At 73.1% G+C, this 15,155-nt stretch carries 17 protein-coding genes and 1 pseudogene; 9 read left to right on the forward strand and 9 right to left on the reverse strand.

Annotation, left to right across the window (positions count from 1 at the left end; all coding sequences use genetic code 11):
* The 3 genes from SZN_RS29030 to SZN_RS29040 all read left to right on the forward strand — a co-directional run.
* Positions 1 to 1,124: S1C family serine protease (locus tag SZN_RS29030; protein WP_007502026.1), on the forward strand; the 1,124-nt coding region annotated here is incomplete at its 5' end.
* A 216-nt stretch (positions 1,125 to 1,340) separates the two neighbouring features.
* On the forward strand, positions 1,341 to 1,778 hold the full coding sequence (locus SZN_RS29035; protein WP_007502027.1) for a sec-independent translocase: 438 nt from the start codon (positions 1,341 to 1,343) through the stop codon (positions 1,776 to 1,778).
* Positions 1,779 to 2,005: 227 nt separating this feature from the next.
* Positions 2,006 to 2,683, forward strand: a complete 678-nt coding sequence (locus SZN_RS29040; protein ID WP_007502028.1) for a hypothetical protein — start codon at positions 2,006 to 2,008, stop codon at positions 2,681 to 2,683.
* 125 nt (positions 2,684 to 2,808) lie between these two features.
* On the opposite strand, the gene SZN_RS29045 is transcribed toward SZN_RS29040, so the two are convergent.
* Genes SZN_RS29045 through SZN_RS29055 form a run of 3 tightly spaced genes read right to left on the reverse strand, consistent with a single transcriptional unit; the run spans position 2,809 to position 5,864 of the window.
* Positions 2,809 to 3,942 (reverse strand): Mrp/NBP35 family ATP-binding protein, encoded by a 1,134-nt coding sequence (locus SZN_RS29045; RefSeq protein WP_043733761.1) that lies wholly within the window; start codon positions 3,940 to 3,942, stop codon positions 2,809 to 2,811.
* Positions 3,943 to 3,985: 43 nt separating this feature from the next.
* Positions 3,986 to 4,579 carry a DUF1003 domain-containing protein gene (locus tag SZN_RS29050; RefSeq protein WP_007502030.1) on the reverse strand — a complete coding sequence of 198 codons (594 nt, stop codon included), beginning with the start codon at positions 4,577 to 4,579 and terminating at the stop codon, positions 3,986 to 3,988.
* Positions 4,572 to 5,864, reverse strand: a complete 1,293-nt coding sequence (locus tag SZN_RS29055) for a magnesium transporter MgtE N-terminal domain-containing protein (RefSeq protein ID WP_007502032.1) — start codon at positions 5,862 to 5,864, stop codon at positions 4,572 to 4,574. The genes SZN_RS29050 and SZN_RS29055 overlap by 8 nt, the downstream gene beginning before the upstream one ends.
* A gap of 239 nt (positions 5,865 to 6,103) precedes the next feature.
* On the opposite strand from SZN_RS29055, the gene SZN_RS29060 reads away from it, so the two are divergent.
* Complete coding sequence (locus tag SZN_RS29060) at positions 6,104 to 6,850, forward strand: hypothetical protein (RefSeq protein WP_043733765.1); 747 nt, start codon at positions 6,104 to 6,106, stop codon at positions 6,848 to 6,850.
* 23 nt (positions 6,851 to 6,873) lie between these two features.
* On the opposite strand, the gene SZN_RS29065 is transcribed toward SZN_RS29060, so the two are convergent.
* Positions 6,874 to 7,389 (reverse strand): hypothetical protein, encoded by a 516-nt coding sequence (locus SZN_RS29065; protein ID WP_007502036.1) that lies wholly within the window; start codon positions 7,387 to 7,389, stop codon positions 6,874 to 6,876.
* Between the two features lie 31 nt (positions 7,390 to 7,420).
* Positions 7,421 to 8,536, reverse strand: coding sequence for a magnesium and cobalt transport protein CorA (locus tag SZN_RS29070; RefSeq protein WP_007502037.1), 1,116 nt, complete (start codon positions 8,534 to 8,536; stop codon positions 7,421 to 7,423).
* 508 nt (positions 8,537 to 9,044) lie between these two features.
* Here SZN_RS29070 and SZN_RS29075 point away from each other — a divergent pair.
* The gene (locus SZN_RS29075; protein WP_043733768.1) at positions 9,045 to 9,629 is read left to right on the forward strand and encodes a suppressor of fused domain protein; all 585 of its coding nucleotides are present in this window, start codon (positions 9,045 to 9,047) and stop codon (positions 9,627 to 9,629) included.
* A 6-nt stretch (positions 9,630 to 9,635) separates the two neighbouring features.
* On the opposite strand, the pseudogene SZN_RS29080 reads toward SZN_RS29075, so the two are convergent.
* Positions 9,636 to 9,941 (reverse strand): annotated as a pseudogene (locus tag SZN_RS29080) (MFS transporter); the annotation flags it as partial.
* Positions 9,942 to 9,990: 49 nt separating this feature from the next.
* Here SZN_RS29080 and SZN_RS29085 point away from each other — a divergent pair.
* From SZN_RS29085 to SZN_RS29095, 3 genes are all read left to right on the forward strand, one after another.
* Positions 9,991 to 10,632: a DUF6758 family protein gene (locus SZN_RS29085; protein ID WP_043733771.1), complete on the forward strand. Its 642-nt coding sequence runs from the start codon at positions 9,991 to 9,993 to the stop codon at positions 10,630 to 10,632.
* 123 nt (positions 10,633 to 10,755) lie between these two features.
* Positions 10,756 to 11,613, forward strand: a complete 858-nt coding sequence (locus SZN_RS29090) for a PHP domain-containing protein (RefSeq protein WP_007502041.1) — start codon at positions 10,756 to 10,758, stop codon at positions 11,611 to 11,613.
* Positions 11,614 to 11,781: 168 nt separating this feature from the next.
* Positions 11,782 to 12,387, forward strand: a complete 606-nt coding sequence (locus SZN_RS29095; RefSeq protein WP_007502042.1) for a MarC family protein — start codon at positions 11,782 to 11,784, stop codon at positions 12,385 to 12,387.
* A gap of 83 nt (positions 12,388 to 12,470) precedes the next feature.
* Here the strand turns inward: SZN_RS29095 and SZN_RS41625 are convergent, their stop codons facing one another.
* Positions 12,471 to 12,623 (reverse strand): hypothetical protein, encoded by a 153-nt coding sequence (locus SZN_RS41625; RefSeq protein WP_007502044.1) that lies wholly within the window; start codon positions 12,621 to 12,623, stop codon positions 12,471 to 12,473.
* 238 nt (positions 12,624 to 12,861) lie between these two features.
* Here SZN_RS41625 and SZN_RS29100 point away from each other — a divergent pair, with 238 nt between their 5' ends.
* Complete coding sequence (locus SZN_RS29100; RefSeq protein ID WP_007502046.1) at positions 12,862 to 13,755, forward strand: NYN domain-containing protein; 894 nt, start codon at positions 12,862 to 12,864, stop codon at positions 13,753 to 13,755.
* A gap of 148 nt (positions 13,756 to 13,903) precedes the next feature.
* On the opposite strand, the gene SZN_RS29105 is transcribed toward SZN_RS29100, so the two are convergent.
* Together SZN_RS29105 and SZN_RS29110 are read right to left on the reverse strand one after the other, a co-directional pair.
* Positions 13,904 to 14,794: an alpha/beta fold hydrolase gene (locus SZN_RS29105; protein WP_007502047.1), complete on the reverse strand. Its 891-nt coding sequence runs from the start codon at positions 14,792 to 14,794 to the stop codon at positions 13,904 to 13,906.
* Between the two features lie 111 nt (positions 14,795 to 14,905).
* Positions 14,906 to 15,155 (reverse strand): hypothetical protein (locus tag SZN_RS29110; protein WP_007502049.1); only part of this gene is annotated, 250 nt, incomplete at its 5' end.

The raw sequence follows: 15,155 nt of genomic DNA on the forward strand, positions 1-15,155 counted from the left end.
CGGCTCGGCGGCGCGGGCCGGGGCGGAGAGGACTGCTCGCGGGGGCGCTGCTGCTCGCGGTCGTCTCCGGCGGGGCAGGCGGGGCCGCGGGCGCGTATCTCGAACGCAACGGCGGGCTGGACACCGTGGAGCTCCCGCAGGCCGGGGCCGTCCCCGCGGGCCGGGCTGCGGACAGCGTCGCCGGGATCGCCGCCCGCGCCCTGCCGAGCGTGGTGACCCTGCGCGTCAGCGGGCGCGGGGAGCAGGGGACCGGCACCGGGTTCGTGCTCGACGACCGCGGCAACATCCTGACCAACAACCACGTCGTCCGGCCCGCGGGGGACGGCGGCGGGATAACGGTGACCTTCGACAGCGGCCAGACCGCCGAGGCCGAGGTCGTAGGGCGGGACAGCGGCTACGACCTCGCCGTCGTCAGGGTCAAGGGCGTCCGCGGTCTCAGGCCCCTGCCGCTCGGCAACTCCGAGAACGTCCGGGTCGGCGACCCGGTCGTGGCCATCGGCGCCCCCTTCGGCCTGGCCGGCACGGTCACCTCCGGCATCATCAGCGCCAAGGAGCGCCCCATCACGGCCGGGGGCGAGGGCGGCGACAGGAGCGACGTGTCGTACGTGGACGCCCTGCAGACCGACGCGCCCATCAACCCCGGCAACTCCGGCGGCCCCCTCCTCGACACCGCGGGCCGGGTCGTCGGCATCAACTCCGCGATCCGCTCCGGCGGCGGCAGCGGCTCCGACCGCGACGGCGGGCAGGCCGGCTCCATCGGCCTCGGCTTCGCCATCCCCGTCAACCAGGCCAAGCGCGTCGCCGAGGAGCTGATCGCCGACGGCCGGGCGACCCACCCGGTCATCGGCGTCACCCTGGACACGGACTACACCGGGGAGGGCGCCCGCGTCGGCACCGGCAGCGGCGGCGGCCCCGCGGTCATCCCGGGCGGCCCCGGCGACAAGGCCGGCATCAGAGCGGGCGACGTCATCACCGAGGTCGACGGCCGGCCGGTGCGCTCCGGCGAGGAACTCATCGTCAGGACCCGCGCCCACCGCCCCGGCGACCGGCTGGCGCTGACCCTGGAGCGCGGCGGCGAGCGGATCGGCCTGTCCCTGACGCTCGGCTCGTCGAGCGGGTCGTGAGACGCGGGCGCGCCGCGCCGCGCGGGAGCCCGCGCGGCGGGTCCGGCCGCCGCAAGGCGAACAACGCGTGAAACCCGGCGTCCACCCCCGGTCGGGGGCCCCGGCACGGTACCGGTCGCGGCGGGTCGGCGGGTACCGTGGACCCGGCCCGGACCACGGAAGACCCGCATTCGACCACTGAGGGCCGAGGACCGAGGACATCGCAAGGAGCTTCAGGTGTTCAATGACATAGGACCGCTCGAGCTGGTGACGCTCATCGTCCTCGCCGTGCTCGTCTTCGGTCCGGACAAGCTCCCGAAGCTCATCCAGGACGTCACGCGGACGATTCGCAAGATCCGCGAGTTCTCGGAGAGCGCCAAGCAGGACATCCGGCAGGAACTGGGTCCGGAGTTCAAGGACTTCGAGTTCGAGGACCTCAACCCCAAGACCTTCATCCGCAAGCAGCTGGACAACGAGGACCTGGGGCTCAAGGAGATCCGCAACGGCTTCGACCTGAAGAAGGAGATGGCCGAGGTCACCGACGCCGTCCACGGCCGTGAGGCGGAGTCGTCCGCCTCGGGGGCCTCCGGCTCCTCCGGCGGCACCGTGGACATGACGAAGAAGCCCGAGAGCCCCCGCGACGAGCGCCCGCCGTACGACGCGGACGCCACCTGAGCGGCGCGGACACCGGGCGCCCCAGCGGCCGTACGTGACGCTTCTCATACTCCGCCCGGGTCGCTCACGGCCTGAACCCGCCCTCCGCGCGGCCCGCGCGCCGGGCGGTTTCCCGGCCGGCCGCGGCGGGGTGGCTATGCTGCCGAGTTGTTGTGCGGACCGGACGAGTACGCCCGAAGGGGGGCGGGCCGGGCTGGTCCGGCGAGAACGAGGAGGCGTCCGGGCACATGGAGACGACGAGTCAGACGGCGGGTCGGGCAGTCGCCCAGGGACCGGCCGAGGAGACCCAGGAGAGCGGACAGCACGTCCCCTCCGCCCGGCGCACGGTCGACGGCTACCTGTCGGCGTCCTTCCCCTGGTACGGCCTCGACGAGGCGTTCACGGGACCGCGCTGGCTGATGCAGGTCGGCACGGCGGCCGACGGGGCCGTGGAGCACGGTTCGATCGGCCACGGCGACGAGCCGACCGTGCGCCACGAGGCGCTTGAGGACCGCGGCAGGTTCGCGGTGGTGGTGACCGTCGCGGCGAACCCGTCCCGGCGCAGCGCCGACGGCACGGGGCTGCTGGAGGCCACCTCGGTGTCCTCGGCGGCGTGGCTCGCCGGGGTCGGACTGCTGTCCTTCACCTGGCCCGGCCAGATGGACCACTCGCTGCGCGACGACTGGCTTGACCAGCAGACCGAGACGGCGTGGGCGCTGGCCGACGACCTGGACGGGCCGGACTGGTCGACGCTCGCCCTGCCGGTGGACGGCGTGCCCACGCCGTTCCACTACCGCGAGTCGGAGTTCGGCTGGGTGCTCGCCGGGTCCACCCAGGAGGGCGTGCACGTGGGGGCGTACGGCCGGGGCATGAGCGCGTACGGCCTCGGGTTCGCGATGATCAAGGACATCGGCACGTACGCCTAGCGAACCGCGAGCGGGAGGGGGCGCCGGGTCAGGCCGCGGCGCCCCGCCCCGGGGCCGTACGGGCGCCGCCGAGGGCCCCCGCCCGCCGGGGCGGCACCCGTCCGCCCGCGCCCCCCGCGGCTGCGTCAGAACTTGTTGCGCGGCGTGATGCCCAGCGACATGCCCGACAGGCCCCGCTGACGGCCGCCCAGCTTGCCCGCGATGGCTCGCAGGGCCGAGCCGGCCGGGCTGTCCGGGTCGGTCAGGACGACCGGCCGGCCGTCGTCGCCGCCCTCGCGCAGCCGCACGTCGATCGGGATGCTGCCGAGGACCGGCACGGTCGCCCCGGTGGTGCGGGTCAGGCCGTCGGCGACCGACTGGCCGCCGCCCGTGCCGAAGACGTCGACCATCTCGTCGCAGTGCGGGCAGGGCAGGCCCGACATGTTCTCGACCACGCCGACGATCTTCTGGTGGGTCTGCACGGCGATCGAGCCGGCCCGCTCGGCGACCTCGGCGGCGGCCTGCTGCGGGGTCGTCACGACCAGGATCTCGGCGTTGGGCACCAGCTGGGCGACGGAGATCGCGATGTCGCCGGTGCCCGGCGGGAGGTCCAGGAGCAGCACGTCCAGGTCGCCCCAGTAGACGTCCGCCAGGAACTGCTGGAGCGCGCGGTGCAGCATCGGGCCGCGCCAGACCACCGGCGCGTTGCCCGGCGTGAACATGCCGATGGAGATGACCTTCACGCCGTTCGCCGACGGCGGCATGATCATGTTCTCGACCTGGGTGGGGTGCCCGTCCGCGCCCAGCATGCGCGGCACGCTGTGGCCGTAGATGTCGGCGTCGACGACGCCCACCTTCAGCCCGTCGGCCGCCATCGCCGCCGCCAGGTTCACCGTCACCGAGGACTTGCCGACGCCGCCCTTGCCGGAGGCGACGGCGTAGACGCGGGTGAGGGACCCGGGCTTGGCGAACGGCACCTCACGCTCGGTCTGGCCGCCGCGCAGGGCGCTGGCCAGCTCCTTGCGCTGCTCGTCGCTCATCACGTCCAGCGTCACCTCGACGCCGGTGACGCCCTCGACACGGGAGACGGCGTCCGTCACGCGCTGGGTGATGGTGTCGCGCATCGGGCAGCCGGAGACCGTGAGGTACACGGCGACCGCGACCGCACCGTCCGCACCGATCTCGACGGACTTGACCATCCCGAGTTCCGTGATGGGGCGGTTGATCTCGGGGTCGTTCACCGTCGCCAGTGCCTCGCGCACCGCGTCTTCCGTAGCCATGTGAACGATGGTACGGCCCGGTAGCCGTGCCCCGGTAAGCCCGTCAGCGGTCTTCTGCGTCACGTACGGGGGGACGGTCCGCCGGGAACGCGCCGTGCTCGCGGTGGCCGTTGTGCCGTTCCTCCAGCTCCTTCATCAGGTCCTGGAGCTCGGAGCGCATCCAGTCGCGGGTGGCGACCTCGCCCAGGCCGATGCGCAGGGCGGCGATCTCCCGGGTCAGGTACTCGGTGTCGGCGATGGAGCGCTCGTTCTGCTTGCGGTCCTGTTCGAGGTTGACCCGGTCCCGGTCGTCCTGCCGGTTCTGCGCGAGCAGGATCAGCGGGGCCGCGTAGGACGCCTGGAGCGAGAGCATCAGGGTCAGGAAGATGAACGGGTACTCGTCGAACTTCAGCGGGCCGGGCGCGAAGATGTTCCACAGCACCCAGACGATGATGACGACCGTCATCCAGACGATGAACCGCCCGGTGCCCAGGAACCGCGCGATGCGCTCCGAGAGCCGCCCGAACGCCTCCGGGTCCCACTCGGGCAGCAGGCGCCGGCGCGGCGGACGCGGCTGGTCCAGCCGGGTCCGGGGCGCGCGGGGGGCCGCGGTCGCGCCGGAGACCGTGCGCTCGCGGGGGTTCTCGCGCTCAGCCATGCGCCGCCACCCCCTCGCCCGGACCCTCGTCCAGGTGGAACTCGGTCTCGCGCCAGTCGTCGGGCAGCATGTGGTCCAGGACGTCGTCCACGGTCACCGCGCCCAGCAGCGACCCGGAGTCGTCGACGACCGGCGCCGCCACCATGTCGTACGTCGCGAAGAACCCGGCGACGACCGGCAGCGCGGCGTCCGGCTCCAGGGCCTCCAGCGCCTCGTCGACGAGCGAACTGACCAGCGTGTAGGGGGGATCGCGCAGCAGCCGCTGGAAGTGGACCGTGCCGAGGTACTTGCCGGTCGGTGTCTCGTCCGGCGGGCGGCAGACGTAGACCTGGGCGGCGAGGGCGGGGGACAGGTCGGGGTTGCGGATCCGGGCGAGGGCGTCGGCGACCGTGGCGTCGGGGCGCAGGATGATCGGCTCCGTCGTCATCAGACCGCCGGCCGTGTGCTCCTCGTACGACATCAGGCGGCGCATGTCGGCCGCGTCGGAGGGCTGCATCAGGTTCAGCAGGCGCTCCTGCTCGTCCGTCGGCAGCTCGCCCAGCAGGTCGGCGGCGTCGTCGGGGTCCATCGCCTCCAGGACGTCCGCCGCGCGCTCCTCCTTCAGCTTGCCGAGGATCTCGATCTGGTCGTCCTCGGGCAGCTCCTCCAGCACGTCGGCGAGCCGGTCGTCGTCGAGGGCGGCGGCGACCTCGGCACGCCGCTTGGGGGAGAGGTGGTGCAGCACGTTGGCGAGGTCCGCGGGGCGCAGCTGCTCGAAGGTGGCGAGGAGGTTCTCGGCGCCCTGCCCCTGCTCCTCCAGGGAGAAGCCGGTGACGGCGGAGAACTCGACGGTCAGGGACTCGCCCCGGGCCCGCCGGAAGGCGCCGCCGCGGCCGCCCTTGCGGACGAACACCTTGTCGATCTCCCAGTCCCGGCGGGCCGGCAGCTGCTGCACCGACAGGTCCAGGACGGTGACCTCCTCCTCGGTCTCCACGAGGGTCACCCGCCGGTCCAGCAGTTCGCCGAAGACCAGCCGCTCGGTGGGCCGCTGCTCGAAGCGGCGGACGTTGAGCACGCCGGTGGTGATGATCTGGCCGGACTCGATGCTGGTCACCCGGGTCATCGGCAGGAAGATCCGGCGCCGGGTGGAGAGTTCGACGACGAGGCCGAGCAGCCGCGGCGGGCGCCGTCCGGCGCGCAGCATGACGACCAGATCCCTCACCCGGCCCACCTGGTCGCCGTTCGGATCGAACGCGGCGACGCCGGCGAGGTGGGAGACGAAGATCCGGGGAGCGCCGGCTGCCATCGGGTGCGGCTCCTTCGTGTGCTGGGTGTGCCGTGAGGCTGCTGTAGTGTCGCCCGCCGCCGTGCGGGGCGTGCGGCGCGCTTTTCCCGTTTGCCCGCTGGGATGGGCTTCAGGCTAGCCCGTACGCATCTGGTCCGCCCTGGTGAGGGGTCCGGACGCGCGCCCTCCGCCGGGGCGCCCCGGCCCCGGTACGCTGCCGTACGCCGATCGGGTACCACGACAGAAAGGCAGCCCCATCTGTGACTGCGAACCCCCGGGGGCGTGCGCGCCGGGCCGTGCTGGTGAGCGCCCTCTGTGCCCTGGCCGTGTCGGGCACGGCACTGACGGGATGCAGCAAGGACCCGAACGAGGGCACGAACGGGGTCGGCAAGCTGCCGCCCGCCCAGATCCTGAGCAAGACGCGCAAGGCCGCCGGCACCGCCGACGCCGTACGCCTGTCCGGCACCGTCGTCACCAGCGGGCGCACCTACAAGCTCGACATGCGGCTGAAGGCGGCGGGCGCGACGGGGTCGGTCACCGCGAAGGACGCGACGTTCCAGCTGCTGCGCGTCGGCGAACAGCTCTATCTGAAGGCCGACGCCGGGTTCTGGAGCGCCGCGGGCCACGACGGCAAGGCGGACGCCGCGGCGGTGGACAAGCTGGACGGCAAGTACGTGAAGGTGCCCGCGGGCGACCCGGCGTACAAGAAGTTCAGCGGCTTCACCGACAAGCGCCTGCTGCTGGACGGCCTGGTGACCGTGCACGGTACGCCGGCGACGGACGGCTACAAGGAGCAGGCGGGTGTGCGCACCATCCGGATCACCGGCGACAAGGGCGCCGGCGGCACGCTCGACGTCTCCCTGAAGGGCACCCCGTACCCGCTGCGGCTCACCCGGGCCGGCGGCGCGGGCACCCTGACCTTCGCCGCCTGGGGCAAGGACTTCGCCCTGGAGGAGCCGGCCGAGGGCGACACGGTCGACTACGGCAGACAGCTGCCGACGTCCTGAGGAGTGCGGCGCGGGCCTCCCCGCTACGGGCGCCGGCGCCGCTTCAGCAGCAGCCGGGGCAGGCCCGCGGGGAGGGGGTGCCGCGTCGTCACCGGGGTCGGCAGCGGTGCCTCGGCCAGCGAGCCGTCGGGCAGCGGCGCGGGCGGACCGGCCGGCTCCAGCCGCAGCACCCGGCACTCGCGGGCCCAGCGGCCGGTCATCGCCTCGCCGTCGGGGGCGTTCAGCCGCTTGCCCTTGAGCTCGCCGACGGCGGCCTCCCACCGCTCGGTGCCGGGCGCCGGCTCGACGACCCTCGCGGGCCAGGTGACCAGGCGGCCGCCCTTGTCCTTGCTGCGGACCGTCACCTCGGCCGTGTCGCCGTCGGCCAGCCCCGGCGGCAGCGGCTGCTCGCCCGGACCGCCGCCGACGACGCAGGCCGCACCCTCGTGCCACACGTGCCACAGCGTCCGCGCCGCGGCGCCGGGCGCCTTGACCCAGATCAGCCCGGACTTCTTCGTGGCCTCCTCGACGAGGGCCCGGCCGAGCAGCTCGCTTGTCATGGCCCCCAGACTATCCGGGCCGCCGCCGCGGTCAGAGCCAGCCGTTGCGCTTGAGCGTGCGGTGGATGCCCAGGCAGATGGCCACCGTGATGCTCATGACCACGGGGTAGCCGTACTTCCACTGGGTCTCCGGCATGTACTTGAAGTTCATGCCGTACATCCCGCACACCATCGTCGGGACGGCGATGATCGCGGCCCAGGACGTGATCTTGCGCATGTCCTCGTTCTGGGCGACGGACGCCTGCGCCAGGTTGGCCTGGAGGATGGAGTTGAGCAGTTCGTCGAAGCCGATGACCTGCTCGTGCACGCGCGCGACATGGTCGGCGACATCCCGGAAGTACTTCTGGATGTCGGGGTCGACCAGCCGCATCGGCCGCTCGCTCAGCAGCTGCATCGGACGCAGCAGCGGGGCGACGGCCCGCTTGAACTCCAGTACCTCGCGCTTGAGTTGGTAGATCCGCCCGGCGCCCGTGCCGCGCGGCGCCCCCTTGCGGCCCGGCGAGAAGACCTCGGTCTCCACCTCGTCGATGTCGTCCTGCACCGCGTCGGCGACGGCGATGTACCCGTCGACGACATGGTCGGCGATGGCGTGCAGCACGGCCGAGGGGCCCTTGGCGAGCAGTTCGGGGTCGCCCTGGAGGCGGTGGCGCAGGGCCCGCAGCGAGCCCTGCCCGCCGTGCCGGACCGTGATGAGGAAGTCCCGTCCGGTGAAGCACATGACCTCACCGGTCTCCACGACCTCGCTGTTGGCGGTGAGCCGGTCGTGCTCGATGTAGTGCATGGTCTTGAAGACGGTGAACAGGGAGTCGTCGTAGCGCTCCAGCTTGGGCCGCTGGTGCGCCTGGACCGCGTCCTCCACGGCCAGCGGGTGCAGCCCGAACTCGCTGGCGATACCGGCGAATTCGGCCTCGGTGGGCTCGTGCAGGCCGATCCACGTGAAGCCCCCGTCGCGCCGCACCCGGCGCATCGCCTCGTGCGGCGTCAGCGGCTCGTCGCCGGTCAGACGGCGGCCGTCGCGGTAGACGGCGCAGTCGACGACGGCGGAGGGTGTCGCCGGGTCGCGGGTGGTGTCGTACGGGCCGCTGTCCTTGCGCAGCGAGATGCGGGACGGCCGGACCACGGCACGCAGGTCGCGGATCATCGACATGAGCAGGCTCCTTCGCAACGGGCAACGAAGCGCGCGGAAGCCGCGGAACGGATGGAACTGCCCGGAATGGGGACGTCCTGACCTCAGGATGTTTGGTACGTCCACAAAGCGGGGAGCACCGCACCGTCGCGGTGGTGGGCTTCGTTGCTGATACAGATCAGACCGATCAGGCAAGGCGAAACGAAGTGCTCTTCCGCGTGAGGACGCGAGCGGGAAAGGCGGCGGTCAGCCAGGGGCGGAACAGCCGGGCCGGCTACATCAGCGGCGGGAAGAGCGAGTGGTACTGCACGGTCGACTTCGATCCATGACAGCCCCACCTCCTCCGGCCGGTCCCCCGTGAGGGACGATCCACACCCCGTCCGGGGTTCCCCGTAGGGGAGTCGTACATCCGGTGCCGGGAGCGTCAGCGGCGCCGCCGCGTGCTGCCCGAACACCGGGCAAGAGTATCAGCCGACCGCAGTGTCAAGGCGCTGCTTTGCCCGGTACTGACGAGTTCTATGCTCGCGGCATGGCTGATGTTCTTCCTCTGGTCGAGGCCCGGTTGCGCGGCGCGCTGGGCGAGCCGGACGCGCGCGCGGCCGTCACCTTCCTCGGCACGGACCGCATCGAGGTGCTCCGTTTCCACGAGGGGGACCTCGTCCGCTACGCCACCCTCGGCATGTCCGCGCAGCCCATGGGCGACCCCACCGCGATGGCCGTGGACCCGCTCCGGGGGCCGCGCGCCGAGCTGGTCCTCTCGGTCCGCGCCGGGCGCGCGGACACCGGAAAGGTGCTCAGGCCGCTCGCCGTCCTCGCCGCCTCTCCGCAGGTGGAAGGGGTGATCGTGGCCCCCGGCGCCTCCCTCGACGTGGGCGGGCCGCTGTGGCCCGGCGCCCCGTTCACCTCGGTCCTGGTGGCGGAGCCGGGCGGTCTGGTGGCGGACCTGGAACTCGGCGAACCGCTCGACCCGGTCCGCTTCCTGCCGCTGCTGCCGATGACCCCCAACGAGGCCGCCTGGAAGCGGGTGCACGGCGCCCAGGCCCTCCAGGAGCGCTGGCTGGCGAGCGGGACGGATCTGCGCGATCCCGCCCGCCCCTCCGTCCCGCTGGCGTGAGCAACCTCACCAACCGGTGGCTGGAAAGCGCCGGTTGGCGACGACGGTGACGCCGCCCTCGGTCGCGTGCCGGGTCTCCTGCTCGGCCGCCCCGCGGGTGAGCGCCGAGCGCCGTACGGCGACCACGGCGGCGCCGGCCACGGCCGTGACCGCGGCGACCGTGCACGGGACGCGCGTGCTGCCCGTCCCCTCCTCGATCCGCGGCACGCAGTAGGGCGCGGCGGCCGCGGCGGACCGGCGCACGAAGGTGCCGCTGGCGCTCGCGACGGGACGCGGCGCGTCCGAGGCGCCGAGCGCGAGTTCCGTCCGGACGGGTGATCGTCCTTGACGTGGCGCGTAAGGGGTAGGACCGTGGGGCCCTATGAGGGGCGAACCCAGTTGCCCGAAGTGTGGTGGCCGGGTCAGGGCTCCCGGACTCTTCGCCGACACCTGGCAGTGCGACGTGCACGGCACCGTGCATCCGGTGCAGCCCGTGATCCCGCCCAGCGTCGAGGCCCTCGGCGTGGTCGTGCACCGCACCCAGGTGCCGGTCTGGATGCCGTGGCCGCTGCCGATCGGCTGGCTCTTCACCGGCGTCGCCAGCGCGGGCGACGACCGCACCGGCGGCCGTGCGGCGGCGGTGGCCTGCTCGGGCCCCGGCCCGCTGGGCGGCATGGGCGAACTGATCCTGGTCGCGGAGGAGCTCGGCGTCGGCCTCGGCGCGCGCTACGCGGGCATCGACGGCCCCGACCCCGGCGCCTACCTGAACGTCGAGAAGCCGCCCGAGGCCAAGGTGCTCGCCGCCGGACGGCCGACCCCGCTGTGGCACGTGTCGAACACGCCCGACGACCGGGCCGTGTTCGCGGGCGAGGCCCTCGGGATGTGGCTCTGGGCGGTCATGTGGCCCGAGCAGTCGGGCCTGCTGATGTACGACGAGCTGGTGCTGACCGACCTGCGGGACGCGGGCGCGGAGCTGGAGCTGGTGCCCTGCGGGGCGCTCTCGCCCCGCCTGCTCGGACCGTGACCGCGCGCCGGCCGGACGCCTGCGCGGGGGGCGCTCGGCCGCCGCGCGTGTGACCGGGGCGGCATGACGATCCGGTTATCCTGGAGCGTCCCCGTCGCCCCGTCCCCGCCTGGAGTCCGTGTCGTGCGTATCGACCTGCACACCCACTCCACGGCGTCCGACGGCACGGACTCGCCGGCCGCTCTGGTGCGCGGCGCCGCCGCGGCAGGGCTGGACGTCGTCGCGATCACCGATCACGACACCACCCGGGGGTACGCCGAGGCCATCGCGGCCCTCCCGGAGGGGCTGACCCTGGTCACGGGCGCCGAGCTGTCCTGTCGCCTCGACGGCGTCAGCATGCATCTGCTGGCCTATCTCTTCGACCCCGAGGAGCCCGCGCTGCTCGCCGAGCGCGAGCTGGTGCGCGACGACCGGGTGCCGCGCGCGCGGGCCATGGTCGCCCGGCTCGCCGCGCTGGGCGTGCCCGTCACCTGGGAGCAGGTGCTGCGGATCGCGGGCGACGGCTCGGTCGGACGGCCGCACGTGGCCTCCGCGCTCGTCGAGCTGGGGGTCGTACCGACCGTGGGGGACGCCTTCACCGAGGACTGGCTGGCCGACGGCGGACGCGCGTACGTGCCGAAGCACGAGACCGACCCCTTCGAGGCGGTCCGGCTGGTCAAGGCCGCCGGCGGCGTCACCGTGTTCGCGCACCCCGCCGCGAGCAAGCGCGGCCGTACCGTGCCCGACTCCGCGATCGCCGCGCTGGCCGCGGCCGGGCTCGACGGCATCGAGGCCGATCACATGGACCACGACGCGGACACCCGCGCCCGGCTGCGCGCGCTCGCCGGGGACCTGGGGCTGCTGGCGACCGGGTCCAGCGACTACCACGGCAGCCGCAAGACCTGCGTCCTCGGCGAGTACACGACCGATCCCGAGGTGTACGGGGAGATCACGCGGCGCGCGACCGGGGCCTTCCCCGTCCCGGGGGCCGGCGGGGCCTGAACGCCCGCACCCCCGGGCCCTCGCGGGTCCTTCCTGCTCCGTTCCCGTTCCGGTTCGTTCCCGGTGCCCTTCCCGCGCCGGGCGGGCCGTCCCGCCGCGCCCCGCGTCCGGCGCGCGCGGCGGCAGTCCTCTTCCGCAAGGCTCACCCCTTTTCCCGCAAGGCTCACCATGTTCGACCTCGCCGTGTTCGGCTCCCTCTTCCTGACCCTGTTCGTGATCATGGATCCGCCCGGGATCACCCCGATCTTCCTCGCGCTCACCGCCGGCCGGCCCGCCAAGGTGCAGCGGCGGATGGCCCTCCAGGCCGTCTGCGTGGCGGGCGGTGTGATCACGGTGTTCGGCCTCCTCGGTCACCAGATCCTCACCTATCTGCATGTCACGGTGCCCGCGCTGATGATCGCGGGCGGACTGCTGCTCCTGCTGATCGCGCTCGACCTGCTCACGGGCAAGAGCGACGAGCCGAAGCAGACCAAGGACGTCAACGTCGCCCTCGTACCGCTGGGCATGCCGCTGCTGGCCGGGCCCGGGGCGATCGTCTCGGTCATCCTCGCCGTGCAGAAGGCCGACGGCGCCGCCATGCAGGTGTCGGTGTGGGCCGCGATCCTCGCCATCCATGGGGTGCTGTGGCTCGTGATGCGGTACTCGCTGCTGATCATCCGCGTCATCAAGGACGGCGGCGTGGTCCTCGTGACGCGCCTCGCGGGCATGATGCTGTCGGCGATCGCGGTGCAGCAGATCATCAACGGGGTCACCCAGGTGATCCGGGGGAGCTGAGCCCGGTTCCGGGCGCACAAAAGGGCCCCGTACGGCGACGCCGTACGGGGCCCTGAAGCTTCTTCGGCCGGCCCGCGCGCGTGTTACGAGGCCGGACTCTCGGCGGGGCGGATCCAGAGCCGCTGGCCGGTTGCGGCGGCCTGCTCGACGATCCGGTTGACGGAGGAGGCGTCTACGACGGTGCTGTCGACGGGGGTGCCGTCGAACTCGTCGAGTCGCAGGATTTCGAAGCGCATGGCTTCTCCCTTCGTCTGGTCATCCTCCTGAGGAGAACTACTGGGTGAACGGCCCCCGGGGACATCGGTGCCCCGGGCTCCATAGGTAGGCAACGGCATGCTTGTGACAAACATTCCCTACGCTAAGGAAAATTTTCGAACGACTAACTACTGACTGGTAAGCATTCGGTGAGCGATCAGAGGTGGACCGACCGGGACCGGTTGTGTTCACAGCGTGACCGCCGGGACAATGGAGGGGATGAACGACGACCCGGCGGCGCTCGCCGCCCGCATCGACCGGACCAACGAGCTGCTCCAGCGCATGCTCGCCGAGGTCGCGAAGACGCCCTCCACGCACGCGATCTTCGTCGACGCGGGCTACCTCTACGCCGCCGCGGGCCGGCTCGTCGCAGGGACCGAGGACCGCCGGGCGTTCGACCTCGACGCAGAAGGGCTGATCGAGGCGCTCATCGACCGGGCGCGCACGATCTTCGCGGACAGCCGGCTGCTGCGGGTCTACTGGTACGACGGCGCCCGCCGCCGCATCCACACCGCCGAGCAGCAGTCGATCGCCGAACTGCCCGACGTCAAGGTCCGGCTGGGCAACCTCAACGCCAACAACCAGCAGAAGGGCGTCGACTCCCTGATCCGCTCCGACCTGGAGTCACTGGCCCGGCACCGCGCCATCAGCGACGCGGCGCTGCTCGGCGGCGACGAGGACCTGGTGTCGGCGGTCGAGGCGGCACAGGGCTACGGGGCGCGGGTGCACCTGTGGGGGATCGAGGCGCCCGAGGGCCGCAACCAGGCCGAGCCCCTGCTCTGGGAGGTCGACAGCCAGCGCACCCTCGACCTCGACTTCTTCAAGCCGTACGTCTCCCGGCGCACGGCCGCCGTGTACGAGGGTGCCGGGGCCCGGCCGACGCGGGAGGACGTGCGGTTCGTCGGCGCGCAGATCGCCGCGAAGTGGCTCGCCGCCCGCGGCCGGGAATCGCTCGGGGAACTGCTCCCCGGCCACCCCTACCTGCCCGGCTCCGTGGACCAGGACCTGCTCGTGGAGGCGGAGGGACTGCTCCAGTACTCGCTGCGCGGCCAGGCGGACCTGCGCCGGGCCCTGCGCGACGGCTTCTGGGACCACCTCCAGGCGCAGTACTAGAAGACCGAGGAAGATCCTGCTCCGGCCGCCCGGCTCGCCCCGGATTGCCAGCAAATGTCAATCAATCTAAAGCGGTGCAAACCGGGCGCCATTTCAAGATCTTCAGGACGCTTCCAGGGGCTGCCGGTGAACCTTCCCGGTCGCGGCGCTAGACCTCGTCCGGGGCGGTCAGGCTGTCCCAGAAGTCGGCCACGGCCTCGGCCGTGGGCAGCGGCCGGTCGGCGTTGGGGGAGTGCTCGGCGCCCTCGATGACCGTGCGCCGGGCCTTCAGCCGCACGGCCATCTCGTCGAGGAGCGGGACCGGCCAGGTGTCGTCGGTGGCGCCCGACAGCACGTGGAACGGCAGCGGAACGGCGGCCAGTTCGTCCACCCGGTCCGGCTCCGTGGTCAACTGGCGCCCCGTGGCGATCAGTTGCGCGGGCTTGGTGGCGAGCCAGCGGCGGCGCAGCAGGTCCGGTCCGCCGATGCCGCGCGCGGGGCCGCCGACCTCCTCGGGCGGGCCCATGGCGAGGATGGCCTGCCAGGTCTCGGCCATGTCCATCACCGCGAGCGCGTCCCGCAGGAGCTTCACGCGCTGCTGCTGCGACGGCGAGATCCGCGCCGGGCCGGACGCCATCAGGGTCAGCGAGCGGAAGGGCGCGTGGTCGATCAGGACGGCCGCGCGGGCGATCTGGCCGCCGAGGGAGTGTCCGAGGAGATGCAGCGGCGTGTCCAGGGGGCCGAGCGCGGCGGCCTGGGCGAGCACGTCCCGCGCCAACTCGCTTCGCTCGTAGGCGGATTCGTCGCGTTCGGGGCCGTCCGACTCGTGCTGGCCGCGCCCGTCGACGGCGATGGTGCGATAGCCGCGCGCCGCGAGCGGCGCGTGCATCAGCGCGAAGTCCTCCTTGCTGCCGGTGAATCCGGGCAGCAGCAGCCCGGTGCCGCGCGGCCGGACGCCCGGCGCGGCGGGGGAGTCGACGACGGCGAAGGTCCCGCGCGCGGTGCGCAGCGGACGGGTGCTCGTGTTCGGGGGCGGCGTGAAGGCGGGGTCGGAGGTCACGGGGGGAGGGTAACCGCTGCGCCCCGCGCGGTTCCCCCTCGGGGCGGGAGGCCGCCCGCGAACGCCGACGGCCCGGCCCCCTGGTGCGGGGACCGGGCCGTCGGCGGGAGATCAGCTCTCCGTGGGCTGCGCGGCGGCCGCCGCCTTGCGGGTACGGCGTGCCTTGGGCTTCTCCTCGGCCTGACCGTCCGCCGCCTCGACCGCCGCCGCGGCCTTGCGGGTACGGCGGCGGGGAGCGGGTGCCTCGGCGGACTCGGGCTCCTGCGCGGTCTGCGCCGGAATCCCGGCGGCCTCGGCGGTCGCCGTCGCCTTGCGGGTACGGCGTGCCTTCGGCTGGGCCTCCGCCGCCTCGGCCGTGTCC

This window comes from Streptomyces zinciresistens K42, from assembly GCF_000225525.1.
In the GTDB taxonomy this organism is placed as follows: Bacteria; Actinomycetota; Actinomycetes; order Streptomycetales; family Streptomycetaceae; genus Streptomyces; species Streptomyces zinciresistens.

Bases quoted from the DNA above. Each gene is read 5' to 3' on its own strand.
- SZN_RS29040 (WP_007502028.1), top strand. From the start codon at position 2,006: ATGGAGACGACGAGTCAGACGGCGGGTCGGGCAGTCGCCCAGGGACCG.
- SZN_RS29045 (WP_043733761.1), bottom strand. From the start codon at position 3,942: ATGGCTACGGAAGACGCGGTGCGCGAGGCACTGGCGACGGTGAACGAC.
- SZN_RS29050 (WP_007502030.1), bottom strand. From the start codon at position 4,579: ATGGCTGAGCGCGAGAACCCCCGCGAGCGCACGGTCTCCGGCGCGACC.
- SZN_RS29055 (WP_007502032.1), bottom strand. From the start codon at position 5,864: ATGGCAGCCGGCGCTCCCCGGATCTTCGTCTCCCACCTCGCCGGCGTC.
- SZN_RS29065 (WP_007502036.1), bottom strand. From the start codon at position 7,389: ATGACAAGCGAGCTGCTCGGCCGGGCCCTCGTCGAGGAGGCCACGAAG.
- SZN_RS29070 (WP_007502037.1), bottom strand. From the start codon at position 8,536: ATGTCGATGATCCGCGACCTGCGTGCCGTGGTCCGGCCGTCCCGCATC.
- SZN_RS29075 (WP_043733768.1), top strand. From the start codon at position 9,045: ATGGCTGATGTTCTTCCTCTGGTCGAGGCCCGGTTGCGCGGCGCGCTG.
- SZN_RS29085 (WP_043733771.1), top strand. From the start codon at position 9,991: ATGAGGGGCGAACCCAGTTGCCCGAAGTGTGGTGGCCGGGTCAGGGCT.
- SZN_RS29095 (WP_007502042.1), top strand. From the start codon at position 11,782: ATGTTCGACCTCGCCGTGTTCGGCTCCCTCTTCCTGACCCTGTTCGTG.
- SZN_RS41625 (WP_007502044.1), bottom strand. From the start codon at position 12,623: ATGCGCTTCGAAATCCTGCGACTCGACGAGTTCGACGGCACCCCCGTC.
- SZN_RS29100 (WP_007502046.1), top strand. From the start codon at position 12,862: ATGAACGACGACCCGGCGGCGCTCGCCGCCCGCATCGACCGGACCAAC.